Origin of the sequence: Streptomyces laurentii, from assembly GCF_040635425.1 — a bacterium.
Taxonomy (GTDB): Bacteria; Actinomycetota; Actinomycetes; order Streptomycetales; family Streptomycetaceae; genus Streptomyces; species Streptomyces laurentii.
On the sequence record NZ_JBEYHT010000003.1, the window covers coordinates 116,400 to 131,722 of the forward strand.

The 15,323-nt window shown below is 72.8% G+C and carries 17 protein-coding genes and 1 pseudogene; 13 read left to right on the plus strand and 5 right to left on the minus strand.

The features are described 5' to 3' along the window. The first annotated feature begins 85 nt into the window (after positions 1-85). On the plus strand, positions 86-337 hold the full coding sequence (locus ABZ693_RS03180; RefSeq protein ID WP_359872735.1) for a hypothetical protein: 252 nt from the start codon (positions 86-88) through the stop codon (positions 335-337). Positions 338-439: 102 nt separating this feature from the next. Here ABZ693_RS03180 and ABZ693_RS03185 read toward each other — a convergent pair whose 3' ends face one another. Next, entirely contained in the window at positions 440-1,075 is a 636-nt protein-coding gene (locus tag ABZ693_RS03185) for a TetR/AcrR family transcriptional regulator (protein ID WP_359872737.1), read from the minus strand. A 148-nt stretch (positions 1,076-1,223) separates the two neighbouring features. Between ABZ693_RS03185 and ABZ693_RS03190 the strand changes: the two genes are divergently transcribed. Further along, a complete protein-coding gene (locus tag ABZ693_RS03190) occupies positions 1,224-2,156 on the plus strand; it encodes an alpha/beta fold hydrolase (RefSeq protein ID WP_359872739.1) in 933 nt (310 codons plus the stop codon). 30 nt (positions 2,157-2,186) lie between these two features. On the opposite strand, the gene ABZ693_RS03195 is transcribed toward ABZ693_RS03190, so the two are convergent. Next, positions 2,187-2,732: a L,D-transpeptidase gene (locus ABZ693_RS03195; RefSeq protein WP_359872911.1), complete on the minus strand. Its 546-nt coding sequence runs from the start codon at positions 2,730-2,732 to the stop codon at positions 2,187-2,189. Positions 2,733-2,872: 140 nt separating this feature from the next. Here ABZ693_RS03195 and tsaB point away from each other — a divergent pair, with 140 nt between their 5' ends. The 7 genes and pseudogenes from tsaB to ABZ693_RS03230 all read left to right on the plus strand — a co-directional run bounded on the left by tsaB (position 2,873) and on the right by ABZ693_RS03230 (position 8,186). Further along, positions 2,873-3,529, plus strand: coding sequence for a tRNA (adenosine(37)-N6)-threonylcarbamoyltransferase complex dimerization subunit type 1 TsaB (gene tsaB / locus ABZ693_RS03200; protein ID WP_359872741.1), 657 nt, complete (start codon positions 2,873-2,875; stop codon positions 3,527-3,529). 50 nt (positions 3,530-3,579) lie between these two features. Next, positions 3,580-4,044: a ribosomal protein S18-alanine N-acetyltransferase gene (gene rimI, locus ABZ693_RS03205; protein WP_359872913.1), complete on the plus strand. Its 465-nt coding sequence runs from the start codon at positions 3,580-3,582 to the stop codon at positions 4,042-4,044. Further along, a complete protein-coding gene (gene tsaD, locus ABZ693_RS03210; RefSeq protein ID WP_359872743.1) occupies positions 4,044-5,153 on the plus strand; it encodes a tRNA (adenosine(37)-N6)-threonylcarbamoyltransferase complex transferase subunit TsaD in 1,110 nt (369 codons plus the stop codon). Before rimI ends, tsaD begins: the two co-directional genes overlap by 1 nt. A gap of 5 nt (positions 5,154-5,158) precedes the next feature. Next, positions 5,159-5,431 (plus strand): hypothetical protein, encoded by a 273-nt coding sequence (locus ABZ693_RS03215; protein ID WP_359872915.1) that lies wholly within the window; start codon positions 5,159-5,161, stop codon positions 5,429-5,431. Positions 5,432-5,471: 40 nt separating this feature from the next. After that, positions 5,472-6,320, plus strand: a complete 849-nt coding sequence (locus ABZ693_RS03220) for a polysaccharide deacetylase family protein (protein ID WP_359872745.1) — start codon at positions 5,472-5,474, stop codon at positions 6,318-6,320. Between the two features lie 116 nt (positions 6,321-6,436). Further along, positions 6,437-6,808 (plus strand): YciI family protein, encoded by a 372-nt coding sequence (locus tag ABZ693_RS03225; RefSeq protein WP_359872747.1) that lies wholly within the window; start codon positions 6,437-6,439, stop codon positions 6,806-6,808. A gap of 104 nt (positions 6,809-6,912) precedes the next feature. After that, positions 6,913-8,186: pseudogene (locus ABZ693_RS03230) on the plus strand (RNA polymerase sigma factor). Here the strand turns inward: ABZ693_RS03230 and ABZ693_RS03235 are convergent. From ABZ693_RS03235 to ABZ693_RS03245, 3 genes are read right to left on the minus strand one after another with little or no spacing between them, the layout of a single operon-like run. Continuing rightward, on the minus strand, positions 8,180-9,703 hold the full coding sequence (locus ABZ693_RS03235; RefSeq protein ID WP_359872749.1) for a PQQ-binding-like beta-propeller repeat protein: 1,524 nt from the start codon (positions 9,701-9,703) through the stop codon (positions 8,180-8,182). The pseudogene ABZ693_RS03230 and the gene ABZ693_RS03235 sit on opposite strands and share 7 nt — an antisense overlap. After that, positions 9,696-10,343: a hypothetical protein gene (locus ABZ693_RS03240; RefSeq protein ID WP_359872751.1), complete on the minus strand. Its 648-nt coding sequence runs from the start codon at positions 10,341-10,343 to the stop codon at positions 9,696-9,698. Before ABZ693_RS03240 ends, ABZ693_RS03235 begins: the two co-directional genes overlap by 8 nt. Positions 10,344-10,382: 39 nt before the next feature. Then, complete coding sequence (locus ABZ693_RS03245) at positions 10,383-11,567, minus strand: class I SAM-dependent methyltransferase (protein WP_359872753.1); 1,185 nt, start codon at positions 11,565-11,567, stop codon at positions 10,383-10,385. 101 nt (positions 11,568-11,668) lie between these two features. On the opposite strand from ABZ693_RS03245, the gene ABZ693_RS03250 reads away from it, so the two are divergent. The 4 genes from ABZ693_RS03250 to groL all read left to right on the plus strand — a co-directional run bounded on the left by ABZ693_RS03250 (position 11,669) and on the right by groL (position 15,285). Continuing rightward, a complete protein-coding gene (locus ABZ693_RS03250; protein WP_359872755.1) occupies positions 11,669-12,646 on the plus strand; it encodes a polysaccharide deacetylase family protein in 978 nt (325 codons plus the stop codon). Continuing rightward, positions 12,643-13,056, plus strand: coding sequence for a hypothetical protein (locus ABZ693_RS03255; protein ID WP_359872757.1), 414 nt, complete (start codon positions 12,643-12,645; stop codon positions 13,054-13,056). Before ABZ693_RS03250 ends, ABZ693_RS03255 begins: the two co-directional genes overlap by 4 nt. Positions 13,057-13,230: 174 nt before the next feature. Further along, positions 13,231-13,539: a co-chaperone GroES gene (gene groES / locus ABZ693_RS03260; protein WP_066995800.1), complete on the plus strand. Its 309-nt coding sequence runs from the start codon at positions 13,231-13,233 to the stop codon at positions 13,537-13,539. A gap of 117 nt (positions 13,540-13,656) precedes the next feature. Beyond that, complete coding sequence (groL, locus tag ABZ693_RS03265) at positions 13,657-15,285, plus strand: chaperonin GroEL (protein WP_359872760.1); 1,629 nt, start codon at positions 13,657-13,659, stop codon at positions 15,283-15,285. Positions 15,286-15,323 lie beyond the last annotated feature (38 nt).

Consider the following 15,323-nt stretch of genomic DNA (forward strand, 5'->3'; position numbering starts at 1 on the left):
CGGGAAAATGTTGCGCGTGCGCTCCCCGACGTGATGACATGGATGCACGAGCTGGTTAGGTGTACCTAACCTACGGGAGGCATGCATGGCGACGCCCGAGCGGGACGGCACCACGAGCACCGGGCGCGGTGCGGACACGGTCTCGATGCGCGACCTGCTGGCGGCCTGCGCGGCGGCCGACGCCGTGTCGACCCCGCCCCGCGAGCGCGCGATCCCGGACGACCCCGATGTCGCGGCGATTCCCCGGATCTCCGGCCGGAGTGACAGCGCCGGTGAGGACGGGGATCAGGGCGGGGATCAAGGCGGGAGAGGGACCGTGCGTCACGAGGCCGCCTGAGTGGTCCGGGTGGTCCGGGTGGTCCGGGTGGCTTGAGCGGTCCGGGCGGTTCTGACGGCGCGCCCTTTTTCACGAGCCCGGGGCGGGTGCGTAGGCGGAGGATCAGGCGCGGGCCGCGGTCGCCGGCGCCATCGCCGGCGCCGTGAAAATCCGGTCCAGGTGGTGCTCCAGTACCGCCGTCGCCGACTCCGGGCTCCGCTGACCCACGAGGATGCTGGTCCCCATGGCCGCCGCCATCGCGAGCAGGCTGATCGCCTCCGTACGGGCGTCGACGCCGGGAGCGGTCAGGCCCGCCTCCCGGGCCTGTTCGAGAAGGCCGGTCAGCGCGTTCTCCGCCGCGTCGGGGTTGTCGATGAACGGCTGCGCGGCCAGCGCCTCGTCGGTCACGGACAGCAGTGAGTACGAGGTGTAGACGAGGTGGAAGGTGCGGCTCTCCCCGTCCGTCGGCAGGGAGGCCAGCAGCAGCGCCTCGATGGCGGCGCGCGGCCCGGGCTCCGGACCCGCGGCGGCCAGGCGGGCGCGGGCGCGTGCCGTGAAGCGGGCGGTCAGGTGCTGGAGCCCGTAGAAGAGCAGCTTCTCCTTGGTCTCGAAGTAGTACTGCACCAGCCGGAGTGACACGCCGGCCTCGGCGGCCACGTCGCGCATGCCGACGGCGTGCAGCCCGCGCCGTCCGGCGACCCGGATGAGCGCCTCGGCGATCTGGGTGCGCCGTTCCTCATGGTCCACGCGTTTCGGCATATGCCGGTGTCTCCGCCCGTCGGGATGGTGGGTGTTCGTGGTTCGTGGTCCGGGGGCCGGGGGCCGGGCTCCCGGAACTCTTTTATGGTACCGCCGTATCAGTATGGTGGTACGGTCGTATCACGAAGAGTCCTTCCGGAGGTGCCCCGTGCCCGAGAACGCGATCCGCGTGCGCCGTGACGTCGGCCGTTACGTCGACGACGAGCTCCGCGACCGCTACTTCGCCGCCGCCGACGTGCTCTACGCGCGCGGGGCGCCCGTCCGCTCCGAGACGGACGTCGAGACGAGCTTCGGCACCACGCACGTGTACCGGTACGGCCCGGTGGACCCCGCGGCCGAGTCCCGTACCCCGATCGTCCTGATCCACGGCGCCGGCTACTCCTCCGCCATGTGGTGCCCCAACACCCGGGGGCTCAGCGCCGACCGGCCCGTCTACGCGTTCGACACCCCGGGTGACGCGGGTCGCAGCGTCCAGCGCGAGCCGATGTCGCAGCCCGAGCGGGCCGCCCAGTGGATGGACGAGACCCTCGACGCGCTCGGCCTCGACCGCGTCCATCTTGTCGGGTCCTCGTACGGCGGCTGGCTCGTGCTCAACCAGGCCCACCGGCGCCCCGGCCGGCTCGCCTCCGTCACGGCCCTCGACCCCGGCGGTCTGGAGAAGGTGGGGCTGCGCTTCTTCGTCTGGGTCTTCGTCAGCCTGTTCGCCACCTTCGCCCCCACGGCGCTGCGGCCGCGGCTCGCCGCCTGGCTGGACCAGCCGGTCGTCGACGACCCCGAGATGCGGACGTGGGTCCAGCTCGGTGCGCGCGCGTACCGGATCCGCCGCCCCGCGCCCCTGCCGCTCTCCGAGGACGCGCTGCGGTCCATCCGGACCCCGCTCTACGTCGTCATGGGCAAGCACAGCCTGCTCGTGCACCCGAAGCGGCAGCTGGAACGCGTGCCGCGGCTCGTCGCCGGTGCCCGCGCCGAGATCGTCTCCGCGACGGGCCACGGACCGCAGATCGACCACCCCGACGTCGTCAACGCCCGGATGCTCGCCTTCATGGACGACATCGACTCCCCGGCCCCCGCCCACACGTAGGAGCAGAGGAGGGACTTTCCGGGTGAGGCCTCAGGGGACGACGACGACCTTCGCGCCGATCGACGCGAACGCCCACAGCGCGTCCGCGTCCGTGCGCTTCATCCGGATGCCGCCGGTCTTCTTCGCCGGGTCCGGGCTCGGCGTCGAGCCGTCCACCGCCGCGCTGAAGCCGACCGCCACGTCCTTCGCCACCGCGAACCGCACCACGTGCTCGATCTGGACGCCGTCGGAGCCCAGCACCGTCGCGGTCCGCGAGGTCACCGCGTACGAGCCGGGCTTCGGCGACACCGTGCTCGGCATCACCGTGAAGCTCTGGGTGATCTTGTTCTTCGCGTCGACCAGCCACACCCGGCGCTCGTCCAGGCTGTAGACGACACGCTCGCCCTTGCCCGAGCCCTCCGGCAGCGTTATGGGGTCCTTGCGCGGCTTCTTCGGCTTGTCGGTCGCCGCGGCCGTGGGGGCCTTGGCCGGAGTGCGCGAGTCCGCCGCCAGCTGGGCCGGGGCCGGCGCGGACGCGGATGCCTGATAGGCCAGGAACGCGACCGCGGCGACGGCCATCGCGGTGAGCCCGGCCACGAATCCCGAGCTGCTCCGTGCCACCGTTCGCCCACCTTCTGTCGTACGTACGTATCGGTGTCTGACGCCTGACCGTAGCAGCAGCCGTGCTGCGGGGACGGGGCGCCGCACCTCGGGGCCCGGCGCCGTAGGCTGTTCGCGTGCTCTTGCTCGCCATGGATACCGCCACCCCCGCCGTCACCGTCGCCCTCCACGACGGGGACTCCGTCGTCGCCGAGGACACCCGGGTCGACGCCCGCCGCCACGGGGAGCTGCTGCTGCCCGCCGTCGACCGGGTGCTCGCACGGGCCGGGCTGAAGCTCGACGCGGTGACCGGACTGGTGGTCGGCGTCGGCCCCGGCCCGTACACCGGACTGCGCGTCGGCCTCGTCACGGCCGCCACGTTCGGCTCCGCCCTGGGCGTCCCCGTGCACGGTCTGTGCACCCTGGACGGGCTCGCCTACGCCGCCGGCCTCGACGAGCCCTTCGCCGTCGCCACCGACGCGCGGCGCAAGGAGGTCTACTGGGCGCGGTACGACGACTCCCGTACGCGTGTGACGGAGGCCGCCGTCGACCGGCCCGCCGACATCGCGGAGCGGCTCGCCGGGCTGCCCGTCGTCGGCGCCGGCGCTCTGCTCTACCCCGAGGCGTTCCCCGAGGCCCGCGGCCCCGAGCACCAGTCGGCCGCCGCGCTCGCCGCCCTCGCGGCCGAGAAGCTGGCCGCCGGGGGCGAGGGCTTCCTCGACCCGCGGCCGATGTACCTGCGCCGGCCCGACGCGCAGGTGCCCAAGAACTACAAGGTGGTCACCCCCAAGTGACCGACGTGACCAAGGGGACCACGGGGCGGTCCGCGGCCGTCCTGCGCGAGATGCGCTGGTGGGACCTGGCCCCGGTGCTCGCCCTCGAAGCCGATCTGTTCCCCGAGGACGCCTGGTCCGAGGGCATGTTCTGGTCCGAGCTGGCGCACGCCCGCGGCCCGCGCGCGACCCGTCACTACGTCGTCGCCGAGGACCCGGCCGACGGGCGGCTCGTCGGCTACGCGGGTCTCGCCGCGGCCGGCGGACTCGGCGACGTGCAGACGATCGCCGTCGCCCGCGACCAGTGGGGCACCGGCCTCGGCGCCCGGCTGCTCACCGACCTCATCCGGGCCGCCACCGCCTTCGAGTGCGACGAGGTCCTGCTCGAGGTACGGGTGGACAACACCCGGGCTCAGAAGCTCTACGAGCGCTTCGGCTTCGAGCCCCTCGGGTTCCGGCGCGGCTACTACCAGCCGGGCAACGTCGACGCGCTCGTGATGCGACTGATCGTTCAAGGAACTGGGACCGATATCTGATGGCTGCTGACGAACCCCTGGTACTCGGCATCGAGACCTCGTGCGACGAGACCGGCGTCGGCATCGTGCACGGCACCACCCTCCTGGCCGACGCCGTCGCCTCCAGCGTCGACACGCACGCCCGCTTCGGCGGCGTCGTGCCCGAGATCGCCTCCCGCGCCCACCTGGAGGCGATGGTCCCGACCATCGAACGCGCGCTGAAAACGGCCGGCGTCTCCGCCCGCGACCTCGACGGCATCTCGGTGACCGCCGGGCCCGGCCTCGCGGGCGCGCTGCTCGTCGGCGTCTCGGCGGCCAAGGCGTACGCGTACGCGCTGGGCAAGCCGCTCTACGGCGTCAACCACCTCGCCTCGCACATCTGCGTCGACCAGCTGGAGCACGGCCGGCTGCCCGAGCCGACCATGGCGCTGCTCGTCTCCGGCGGGCACTCCTCGCTGCTGCTCTCCAGCGACATCACCTCCGATGTCCGGCCGATGGGCGCCACCATCGACGACGCGGCGGGCGAGGCCTTCGACAAGATCGCCCGCGTGCTCGACCTCGGCTTCCCCGGCGGCCCGGTCATCGACCGGCTCGCGAAGGAGGGCGACCCGAAGGCGATCGCGTTCCCGCGCGGCCTGTCCGGCGCCAAGGACCCCGCGTACGACTTCTCCTTCTCCGGCCTGAAGACCGCCGTGGCCCGCTGGATCGAGGCCAAGCGGAACGCGGGCGAGGAGGTGCCCGTACGGGACGTCGCCGCGTCCTTCCAGGAGGCGGTCGTCGACGTGCTCACCCGCAAGGCCGTGCGGGCCTGCAAGGACGAGGGCGTCGACCATCTGATGATCGGCGGCGGCGTGGCCGCCAACTCGCGGCTGCGGGCGCTCGCCGAGGAGCGCTGCTCGCGGGCCGGGATCCGGCTGCGGGTGCCCCGGCCGGGCCTGTGCACCGACAACGGCGCCATGGTCGCGGCGCTCGGCGCGGAGATGGTCGCCCGCGGGCGGGCCGCCTCCGACCTGGAGCTGTCGGCGGACTCCTCGCTTCCGGTGACGGAGTCGCACGTTCCGGGCGCCCACGCGCACGTCCACGACCACGACCACGTGCACGAGGTCAGCAAGGACAACCTGTACTCGTGACCTCCATGGCGACGGTCACCCTGATGTGGGAGGCGCGCGCGGCCGAGGGGCGCGGCGCCGAGCTGCTGGAGTGGGCGCGGGCCCAGGTCCTGCCGGGCCCCGCCGCGCCGCTGCGCCGTGAGACCTTCCGCGCCCCGCGGGACCGGGTCCTGGTCATGACCTGGTGGGAGACGGCGGAGGGGCTGGGCGCGGAGCTGCCCGAGCTGCCGGATCCGGACGCGGGTCTGATCACCCGTCCGGTGCACCGCTGGCGCTTCGAATCGGTCACATGTACGTGATGCGAGCAACCGTTCTATAGGTTTCGGCATCCCACAGCGCGTGAAGACGAAGCTCGCGCTGTGGGCGGCGCTGACCGCCGTGGCTCTGTTCGCGACGGCCGGCTGTACGACCGCCGACGCCGATGCCACCCCGCCCGCGTCCACCGCCGCCCCCGCCCCGTCCGCCGCTCCGCACAAGGACCCCACGGCCGACGCCGAGGCGGCGCGCGCCGCCGCGTACGCGAAGTGGGGCCTCAAGCCCCTCGCGGCCCCGCCCGCCCCGCCCGCGAAGAAGCCGGTGACCCGCCCGGCCGGCGGGCCCGTCCCCGTCGTGAGCGACATCCCCACCACCGAGAAGATCGTCTTCATCACGATCGACGACGGCGCCGAGAAGGACCCCGAGTTCGTCGCGATGATGCGCGACCTCAAGGTGCCGGTGACCATGTTCCTCACCGACAGCGCGATACGCGCCGACCGCGGCTACTTCACCCCGCTCGTCGCCCAGGGCCACGGCCTCGCCAACCACACCCTCACCCACCCCAACCTGCGCACCCTCGGCCAGGAGGCGCAGCGCGCGGAGATCTGCGGCCAGCAGGACAAGCTGGCCGCCGAGTACGGCAAGCGGCCCCGGCTCTTCCGTCCGCCCTACGGCAACTGGAACGAGGCCACCCGCGCCGCCGCGGCGGGCTGCGGGGTCGACGCGCTCGTGCTGTGGCGCGAGTCGATGCAGATCAAGGACATGCAGTACCAGCGCCCGGACCGGAAGCTGCACCCCGGCGACATCATCCTGGCCCACTTCCGCGGCCCCTCCGAGCTCAAGGGCCGCACCATGACCCAGATGACCGCCAACCTGCTGCGCCACATCCAGGAGCAGGGCTTCACGGTGGCCCGTCTGGAGGACTACCTCTGACCCACGCGGGACGGAAGTGAGAAGAGTTCCGCGGCGGTGTCGATGCGGGCGGTTCCCGTTCGACGTATGAGTGGAAGGCGGGGAACGGCCCCGCCACCGCACGCCGAGGAGGCATCATGCCCCGCTATCTGTCCCTGGTCCGCATCCAGGAGAACACCATCGACATGGAGGACGCCGACCCCGGCTTCCAGGAGCGGATGGGCGCGCTCTTCGAGGAGATCACCAAGGCGGGGGTCATGCTGGACACCGCCGGTCTGCACCCGACCGCCGAGTCGACCCGGCTGACCTGGTCGGACGGCAAGGTCAGCTACACGGACGGCCCCTTCACCGAGACCAAGGAGGTCGTCGGCGGCTACGCGCTGATGCAGTGCAAGGACAAGGCCGAGGCGCTGGAATGGTCCAAGCGCTTCCTGGAGGTCCACCCGAAGCACTGGACCGTGGGCCTGGAGGTCCGCGAGGTCGAGGACATGCCGCAGCCGGACGCCTGAGCGGCGCCGACGGCCGGATGTCGGTGGTCCGTGCTGTCATGTGAGACGTGACGGCACGGACCGAGGGTGAGCGGGTGCGGGGGACGCTGGAGACGGTCTTCCGGATGGAATCCGCGCGGATCGTCGCGACCGTCGCGCGGATCGTCCGGGACCTCGGCATCGCCGAGGAGATCGCCCAGGACGCCATGCTCGCGGCCCTGGAGCAGTGGCCGCGCGACGGCGTCCCCGACCGGCCGGCCGCCTGGCTGACCGCCACGGCGAAGCACCGCGCGGTCGACCTGGTGCGGCGGCGCGAGACGTACGCGCGCAAGCTCGCCGAGGCGGGCCGCGATCCGGCGTCCGCGCTCGGCGACGGGGAGTCGTACGACCCCGAGCCCTCGGGCCCCGGCGACATCGACGACGACGTACTGCGGCTGATCTTCACCGCCTGCCATCCGGTGCTGTCCGCCGAGGCCCGCACCGCCCTGACGCTGCGGCTCGTCGGCGGGCTGCGCACCGACGAGATCGCCCGCGCGTTCCTGGTGCCGGAGCCGACCGTGGCGCTGGGGGCACCCCCATGCCGAAGGTTTGGGGGAGGATCGTCCGGGCCAAGCGCGCGCTCGCCCGCGCCGGGGTGCCCTTCGAGGTGCCGTACGGGGCGGACCGGGCGGCCCGGCTCGGTTCGGTCCTGGAGGTCGTCTACCTGATCTTCAACGAGGGGTACGCGGCGACCGCGGGCGACGACCTGCTGCGCCCCGGACTGTGCGAGGACGCGCTCCGGCTGGCCCGGCGGCTCGCCGCGCTGATGCCCGGCGAGGGCGAGACCCACGTCCTGGCCGCGCTCCTGGAGATCCAGGCCTCGCGGACGGCGGCCCGGACCGGGCCCGGCGGCGAGCCGGTCCTGCTCGCCGACCAGGACCGGCGGCGGTGGAACCGGCTGCTGATGCGGCGCGGCCTCGCCGCCCTGGAGCGGGCCGTCGCGGCGGGCGGCGCGAGCGGACCGTACGCCCTCCAGGCCGCCGTCGCCGCCTGTCACGCGCGGGCGGCGCGGTACGAGGACACCGACTGGGCCACCATCGCCGCGCTCTACGGCCGGCTCGCGGCCGTCGCGCCCTCGCCGGTCGTCGAACTCAACCGGGCCGTCGCCGTCTCCCGCGCCGAGGGCCCAGCGGCGGGCCTCGCCCTCGTCGACGCGCTGGCCACCGCCCCCGGCCTCGACCGCTACCACCTGCTCCCGAGCGTCCGCGGCGACCTGCTGGCCCGCCTCGGCCGGACGGCGGAGGCCCGCGCGGAGTTCACACGGGCGGCGGAACTCACCCGCAACGCGCGCGAGCGCGACCTGCTCCTCGACCGGGCACGGGGCCTCGAAGGGGCCGGCGAGTCCGGGCCGGATCAGTAGCGCAGGATCTGCCCGGCCACGGTGCCGACGAGAACCGTGCCGTCGGGGGCCGCGTGCAACGAGAGAGCCCGGTACGGGGGCAGGGCGCGCCGGTCGAGCAGGGCGCCGTCCGCCGTGGCGAGCGAGACGAGGGTGCCGTCCTCGCACAGGGCGTGCAGGACGCCGTCCCGCGCGTCGAGGGCGGTGGCCGCCGCGCCCAGGTCCCGGCGCCAGACGACTTCCCCGGCGGGGAAGGACCGGCGGACCACCTCCCGCCGTCCGTGCAGGAGGGCGGGGCCCTCGGTGTCGGAGACGTACACCGTGCCGCCCAGGGGTTCGTCGGCGGTGAAGAGCACCCGCTCGGTGGCCGAGCGGGGGTCGAGCGCGACCACGTCCCCGCGCCGTCGCAGGAACAGCAGTTCGGGGCAGCGGCGGACATCGAGAGGAAGGAACGCGTCCCCTGCGGGCTCGTCGGCGACGGCATCGTCACCCACGGGATCGGCCCCTACGGGATCGTCGTCGGCGGGCTCGTGACGGACCGTGCGGAGCGGGGTGCCGTCGGCGGCGAAGACCCGGGTGGCCGGCGGTTCGGGGGAGTCGGCTCCCTTGCCCTGGCCGGACGCGTGCCCGATCGCCCATACCCCGTCGGTGCGGGCGCAGAGGCCGGCCGGGAACGGCAGCGAGGAGCGGTCGAGGACCGTTCCGTCGGCGAGGTCGACGAGCAGGAGGTCGCTCCCGTCGCGGAAGTCGGGTGCGACGACCCGAGCCGTCCGCTCGTCGGGGGAGACCAGGATCCGGGTACCGCCGCTCGGCGAGGGCGCGGGAACGCTCCACTGCGGTGAGCCGTCGGGAGCCCGGCTCTCCAGCGCGACGTGGTGGCGGGTGGCGAGCACCCGGCCGTCGCTCAGCCCGGCGACGACACCGACCCCGCCCCTGCCGGTGCAGCTCCGGCCGGCCCGGGCGGCGAGCGCCTGGAGCACGGGCCGGACGGGCGTGTCGGGGTATCCGACCGGGGTGTCCGGGTCGAGCGGGGGGCCGTCGACGGCGGTCAGGTCGAGGGCGTCGGGGACGAGGTCGCGCCAGTCGTCGCGTACGGCGCGGGCACGGGACGTGAGGAACTCGCACCCGTTGTCCAGGTCCACGCTGAGGAAGGTGAGTTCGAGGGTGCGGTCGTCCGCCCAGCGGACCAGCTCGACGCCCCGCCCCGGGTCGGCGAAGTCGACGCGGTGGCCGGAGTCGGCCTCGAAGAGGGTGAGACCACCCGCGCGCTGGTACGCGTCGCCGTTGTCGAGGCCGATGGCGAGCAGCGGGATCGTGGGATGGAAGGCGATCGGCTCCGCCTCCACGTCGAACGTCAGAAGGTGCGCGCGGGAGAGGTCCGCGGCGCGGTAGACGACCACCCGGCTCAGTCGGTGCCACACCGAACTGGCGGCGATCCACTGCCCGTCGGCGCTGACGGTCACCTGGTCGATGTTCCCGAGCAGTTCGGGGAAGGGCTCATCGTGGACCGCGGTGTACGGGTGCGGGCGCTCAGGCATGATGCTCCGTCAGGTGGGCGAGAAGGACACGGCCGATGGCGTCCAGGGCGCTCGGGGTCGCCTCCGGCGCGAGGTCCCGGAAGGAGGCGGCGAAGTCGGCCGACTCGGCGCACAGCGTTCGCGCCTCCAGTGCCTGGGTGAGGAGAGGGATCAACTCCCAGGAACAGTGGGGATGTTCCGCGTCGGCGAAGGCGAGCAGGCTCTCCTCGTGCGAGGCGTACTCCCCGTCGTACGCCCAGCCGTCCAGGTGGAGCAGCAGCGGGAACCGGGCCCGCACTTCCCAGGCGGCGAGCGGCACCTCCGCGTACGAGGCGTCGCCCTGGCGGTCGGCGAGCCGCAGCAGCGTCGCCAGGTCGGTCATGAACGCGGGAAGGTGTCGCTCCCCGGCGGCCGTCCGCCAGGCGCGACGGGTCTCCTCGGGGCAGGTCGCGAAGAACTCCTCGTCGTATGCGACGGCCAGGTAGTCGAGCCGGGAGGCGAGCGACTGCGGGGATTCCCGCCAGGTCGCCTCCCAGTGCTCCCGGCGCAGGCACCGTCCGAGGCGCAGGACCTCCCACTCCAGCGGCTCGGATCCGCCGGCGAGGTGGACGAGGTGCGCGAGCGCCCCGCTGGTGAACATCCCTTCCGGATGCAGTGCCATGAACTCCCCCCTCGGGTCCGGTGGCTCAGGGTAGGCGCGTCACCGCCCCGCCGGACGGCCGATCAGCATCGTCGGGGCTCCCGCGACCCGAGTGAGCAGTACCGTCGCGGAGTGGGGGCCCTTCGGCTTCACCTTGCGGCGGATCTCCTCCGGTTCGACCGCCGAGCCGCGCTTCTTCACGGTGAGCACGCCCACCTCGCGCTCCCGCAGCAGGGCCTTCAACTTCTTGAGGTTGAAGGGGAGTTCGTCGGTGATCTCGTACGCGGCGGCGTACGGGGTCGGGGTGAGCGTGTCGGCCGTGACGTACGCGATCGTCTCGTCGATCAGCCCGCCGCCCAGCGCCTCGGCGACCTCGGCCACCAGATGCGCGCGGATGACGGCGCCGTCGGGCTCGTAGAGGTAGCGGCCCACCGGCCGGACCGCCGGGTCGGGCAGGGTGCCGCCGGTCAGCGCGGCGCCGCCGGGCAGCAGGGTCGCGCGGCGCGCGCCGGGCTCGGTGCCGAACCACAGCACCGCCTCCTTCACGTCCCCGCCGTCCGAGATCCACTCCGCCTCGGCCTCCTCCGGCACCGCCTCGTGCGGGATGCCCGGGGCGACCTTCAGCGCCGCGAAACGGGCCGCGCGGGCCGCTCCGACCGCCCAGGACAGCGGCGGCGAGTACGCCTCCGGGTCGAAGATCCTGCCCCGGCCGCCGCGCCGCGCCGGGTCGACGAAGACCGCGTCGTACGGGGTGGTGTCGATCTCGGTGACGTCCGCGCAGCGCACCTCGATCAGGTGGCCGAGGCCGAGCGCCGCCGCGTTGGCGCGGGCGGTCTCGGCGGTCAGCGGGTCGCGGTCGACGGCGAGCACGGAGATCCCGGCTCGGGCGAACGCGAGCGCGTCGCCGCCGATGCCGGAGCAGAGGTCGGCGACGCTGGTGACGCCGAGCGCCTTGAAGCGGGCCGCGCGGTGGGCGGCGACGGCGGCGCGGGTGGACTGCTCGACGCCGTTGGGCGTGAAGTACATCCGGTACGCGTCCTCGGCGCCGAACTTCGCGACCGCCCGCTGCCGCAGCCGGGCCTGGCCGAGGGCGGCCGAGACCAGCTCGGCGGGGTGGTCGCGGCGCAGCCGGGAGGCGAGCGCCAGTTCCTGGGCGGGGTCGTGGTCGCGCAGGACGTCGAGCAGGGTCTGGCCCTCGGGGGAGCGCAGGGCGGCGAAGGCGGCGAGGTCGGTCACCCCTCCCATTCTCCCGGCCGTTCGCCGTGTGGGCCGCCCGGGGGATGGTGCGGGGGGTGCCGGTGGTGTCGGGGCGGTGGACGGGCGGGGCCCTGACAGGATGCGGCGCCATGCAGCTTGTACGACAAAAGGAACAGAAGGGCTCATTCCGCTTCGCGGTCGGAGGCCCCTTCCGCAGCACGAGACCCGCCCGTGTCGTCGGCGCCGCCCTGCTCGTCGGCGCGCTCGGCTCCGCCTGCGCCGCCCCCGACGGAGCAGCCCCCCCGAAGGCCCCCGCCAGGCCCGCCCCCGGTCAGCCGCACGCCCAGGGCGCCCCCGGTGCCCCGGACGCGGCGGGCGCGCTCGGCTCGTACACCGAGCGCGTCCGCGCGCAGCGCGCCGCCCGGGTCGCCGCGGCCAGGAAGTGGGGCCTGGACAAGCCCCCCATCGACGCGCCCGAGCCCCCGTCCGTCAAGCCGCGGATCACCACGCGCAAGGGCTTCGAGACCGACGGCGAGGACCGGCCGCCGGTCTTCACCACCGTTCCCACCGACCAGCGGGTCGTCTTCCTGACGATCGACGACGGCTCCGAGAAGGACCCCGACCTGCTGCGCATGATGAGCGAGCTGAAGATCCCGTACAGCGCCTTCCTCAGCGACTACCTGGTGAAGACCGACTACGGCTACTTCAAGAAGATGCAGTCCGAAGGGGTGACGCTGAACAACCACACGCTGACCCACCCCTACCTGCCCGGCCTCGACTACGAGGACCAGCGGCGCGAGATCTGCGACATGCAGGACCTCATCCAGAAACGGTTCGGCAAGCGGCCCGAACTCTTCCGCCCGCCCTACGGCAACTACAACGACGACAGTCTGCGCGCCGCCAAGTCCTGCGGCGTCAAGGCCGTCCCGCTATGGGCCGCCGAGGCCTTCCCGGACCACATGGAGTGGCGCGAGTGGGACGAGGACCTGCACCCCGGTGACATCATCCTCACCCACTTCCGGGGGAAGGGGGACTGGCCGGGCACCATGCCGGACATGATCCGCAAGGTGATGAAGGTGCTCACCGACAAGGGGTACGCGGTGGCGAAGCTCGAGGACTACGTGTGACCCGGGCGCGCCGGCTCACCGCCGCCCTGGCCCTGGCCGGCGCGCTGCTCGCCGTACTCCCGGCGTGCGCCTCCTCGATCGACCCCATCGAACGGCTCGGCCGCAAGGCGGCCGAGAAGGTCACCCCGCACCCGCGCCACCCGCACCACCCGCACCACTCGTCCCGCCCGCGCGCGCACCGGCGCGCCCACCCGCGCCCCGGCCCCGCGGGTTCGGCGGGGCCCGCCGGTTCCGCCGCGCCCACCGCGCGCGTACGGAAGCCCGGAGGGGACCCCGTACGGAACTCCGCGCCGGATCCGGATCCCGTACGGAACCACGCCCCCCGCCCGGGCGTTCACCCGGCGCGTACCGCCGCACCGTCGCCGTCCACCCTGCCGCCGGCGGCTCCCGATCACGCCACGGGGTCGTGAATTGGCACTCCGCTTGACCGAGTGCTAATCGCGGTCATAGTCTCGGCTCTGGCACTCCCCACCGGAGAGTGCCAACACAGCGACGGGCAGGTCCGGCACCCGCGACGACGGATCCACCTGGTCGCCACCTCAGACAGTCAACCCCGTGAGAACTCTGAAGGGGGAGGTCGGATCGTGACGACCACCAGCTCCAAGGTTGCCATCAAGCCGCTCGAGGACCGCATTGTGGTCCAGCCGCTCGACGCCGAGCAGACCACCGCCTCTGGCCTGGTCATCCCGGACACCGCGAAGGAGAAGCCCCAGGAGGGCGCCGTCCTCGCCGTGGGCCCGGGCCGCTTCGAGAACGGTGAGCGCCTGCCGCTCGACGTCAAGGTCGGCGATGTCGTGCTCTACAGCAAGTACGGCGGCACCGAGGTGAAGTACAACGGCGACGAGTACCTCGTCCTCTCGGCTCGCGACGTGCTCGCGATCATCGAGAAGTAAGTCACCAAGGCACCTGAAGAAGATGCTTTGAGCTGCGCCCCCGACCCCCTGGTTTTCCGCGGGCGGCCGGGGGCGCAGTTTCTTTCAACGATTTTTCGAGAGGGCTGAACCGCTCCCATGGCGAAGATCCTGAAGTTCGACGAGGACGCCCGTCGCGCCCTTGAGCGCGGCGTCAACAAGCTGGCCGACACGGTGAAGGTGACGATCGGCCCCAAGGGCCGCAACGTCGTCATCGACAAGAAGTTCGGCGCCCCCACCATCACCAACGACGGTGTCACGATCGCCCGCGAGGTCGAGATCGAGGACCCGTACGAGAACCTCGGCGCCCAGCTGGTGAAGGAGGTGGCGACCAAGACCAACGACGTCGCGGGTGACGGCACCACCACCGCCACCGTGCTCGCCCAGGCCCTGGTGCGCGAGGGTCTGCGCAACGTCGCCGCCGGCGCCTCCCCGTCCTCCCTGAAGAAGGGCATCGACGCCGCCGTCAAGGCCGTCTCCGACGAGCTGCTCGCGACCGCGCGCCCGATCGACGACAAGGCCGACATCGCCGCCGTCGCCGCGCTCTCCGCGCAGGACCAGCAGGTCGGCGAGCTCATCGCCGAGGCCATGGACAAGGTCGGCAAGGACGGTGTCATCACCGTCGAGGAGTCGAACACCTTCGGCCTGGAGCTGGACTTCACCGAGGGCATGGCCTTCGACAAGGGCTACCTGTCCCCGTACATGGTCACCGACCAGGAGCGTATGGAGGCCGTCCTCGACGAGCCGTACATCCTGATCAACCAGGGCAAGATCTCCTCCATCCAGGACCTCCTGCCGCTGCTTGAGAAGATCATCCAGGCCGGCGCCTCGAAGCCGCTGCTGATCATCGCCGAGGACGTCGAGGGCGAGGCCCTCTCCACCCTCGTCGTCAACAAGATCCGCGGCACCTTCAACGCCGTCGCCGTGAAGGCCCCCGGCTTCGGCGACCGCCGCAAGGCGATGCTGCAGGACATGGCCGTCCTCACCGGCGCCACCGTCATCTCCGAGGAGGTCGGCCTCAAGCTCGACCAGGCCGGTCTGGACGTGCTGGGCTCCGCCCGCCGCGTGACCGTCTCCAAGGACGACACGACCATCGTCGAGGGCGCCGGCCAGTCCGGTGACGTCGCGGGCCGCGTCGCGCAGATCAAGGCCGAGATCGAGAACACCGACTCCGACTGGGACCGCGAGAAGCTCCAGGAGCGCCTCGCGAAGCTGGCCGGCGGCGTGTGCGTGATCAAGGTCGGCGCCGCCACCGAGGTGGAGCTGAAGGAGAAGAAGCACCGTCTGGAGGACGCCATCTCCGCGACCCGCGCCGCGGTCGAGGAGGGCATCGTCTCCGGTGGTGGCTCCGCGCTCGTCCACGCCGCCAAGGTCCTCGAGGGCAACCTGGGCAAGGAGGGCGACGAGGCCACCGGTGTCTCCGTCGTCCGCCGCGCCGCCGTCGAGCCGCTGCGCTGGATCGCCGAGAACGCCGGCCTCGAGGGCTACGTCATCACCTCGAAGGTGGCGGAGCTGGAGAAGGGCAACGGCTTCAACGCCGCCACCGGCGAGTACGGCGACCTGGTCAAGGCCGGCGTCATCGACCCGGTCAAGGTGACGCGCTCCGCCCTGGAGAACGCCGCCTCGATCGCCTCCCTGCTGCTCACCACCGAGACCCTCGTGGTGGAGAAGAAGGAAGAGGAGCCGGCGGAGGCCGGTCACGGCCACGGTCACGGCCACTCCCACTGACGCCTGAGGCGCGCCGCGCCTGAGCGTGTGTGGTGCGA

Coding starts and splice junctions, on each gene's coding strand:
- ABZ693_RS03245 (WP_359872753.1), bottom strand. CDS start 11,567: ATGGGAGGGGTGACCGACCTCGCCGCCTTCGCCGCCCTGCGCTCCCCC.
- ABZ693_RS03250 (WP_359872755.1), top strand. CDS start 11,669: ATGCAGCTTGTACGACAAAAGGAACAGAAGGGCTCATTCCGCTTCGCG.
- ABZ693_RS03185 (WP_359872737.1), bottom strand. CDS start 1,075: ATGCCGAAACGCGTGGACCATGAGGAACGGCGCACCCAGATCGCCGAG.
- ABZ693_RS03180 (WP_359872735.1), top strand. CDS start 86: ATGGCGACGCCCGAGCGGGACGGCACCACGAGCACCGGGCGCGGTGCG.
- groL (WP_359872760.1), top strand. CDS start 13,657: ATGGCGAAGATCCTGAAGTTCGACGAGGACGCCCGTCGCGCCCTTGAG.
- tsaD (WP_359872743.1), top strand. CDS start 4,044: ATGGCTGCTGACGAACCCCTGGTACTCGGCATCGAGACCTCGTGCGAC.
- ABZ693_RS03215 (WP_359872915.1), top strand. CDS start 5,159: ATGGCGACGGTCACCCTGATGTGGGAGGCGCGCGCGGCCGAGGGGCGC.
- ABZ693_RS03240 (WP_359872751.1), bottom strand. CDS start 10,343: ATGGCACTGCATCCGGAAGGGATGTTCACCAGCGGGGCGCTCGCGCAC.
- ABZ693_RS03235 (WP_359872749.1), bottom strand. CDS start 9,703: ATGCCTGAGCGCCCGCACCCGTACACCGCGGTCCACGATGAGCCCTTC.
- ABZ693_RS03225 (WP_359872747.1), top strand. CDS start 6,437: ATGCCCCGCTATCTGTCCCTGGTCCGCATCCAGGAGAACACCATCGAC.
- rimI (WP_359872913.1), top strand. CDS start 3,580: ATGCGCTGGTGGGACCTGGCCCCGGTGCTCGCCCTCGAAGCCGATCTG.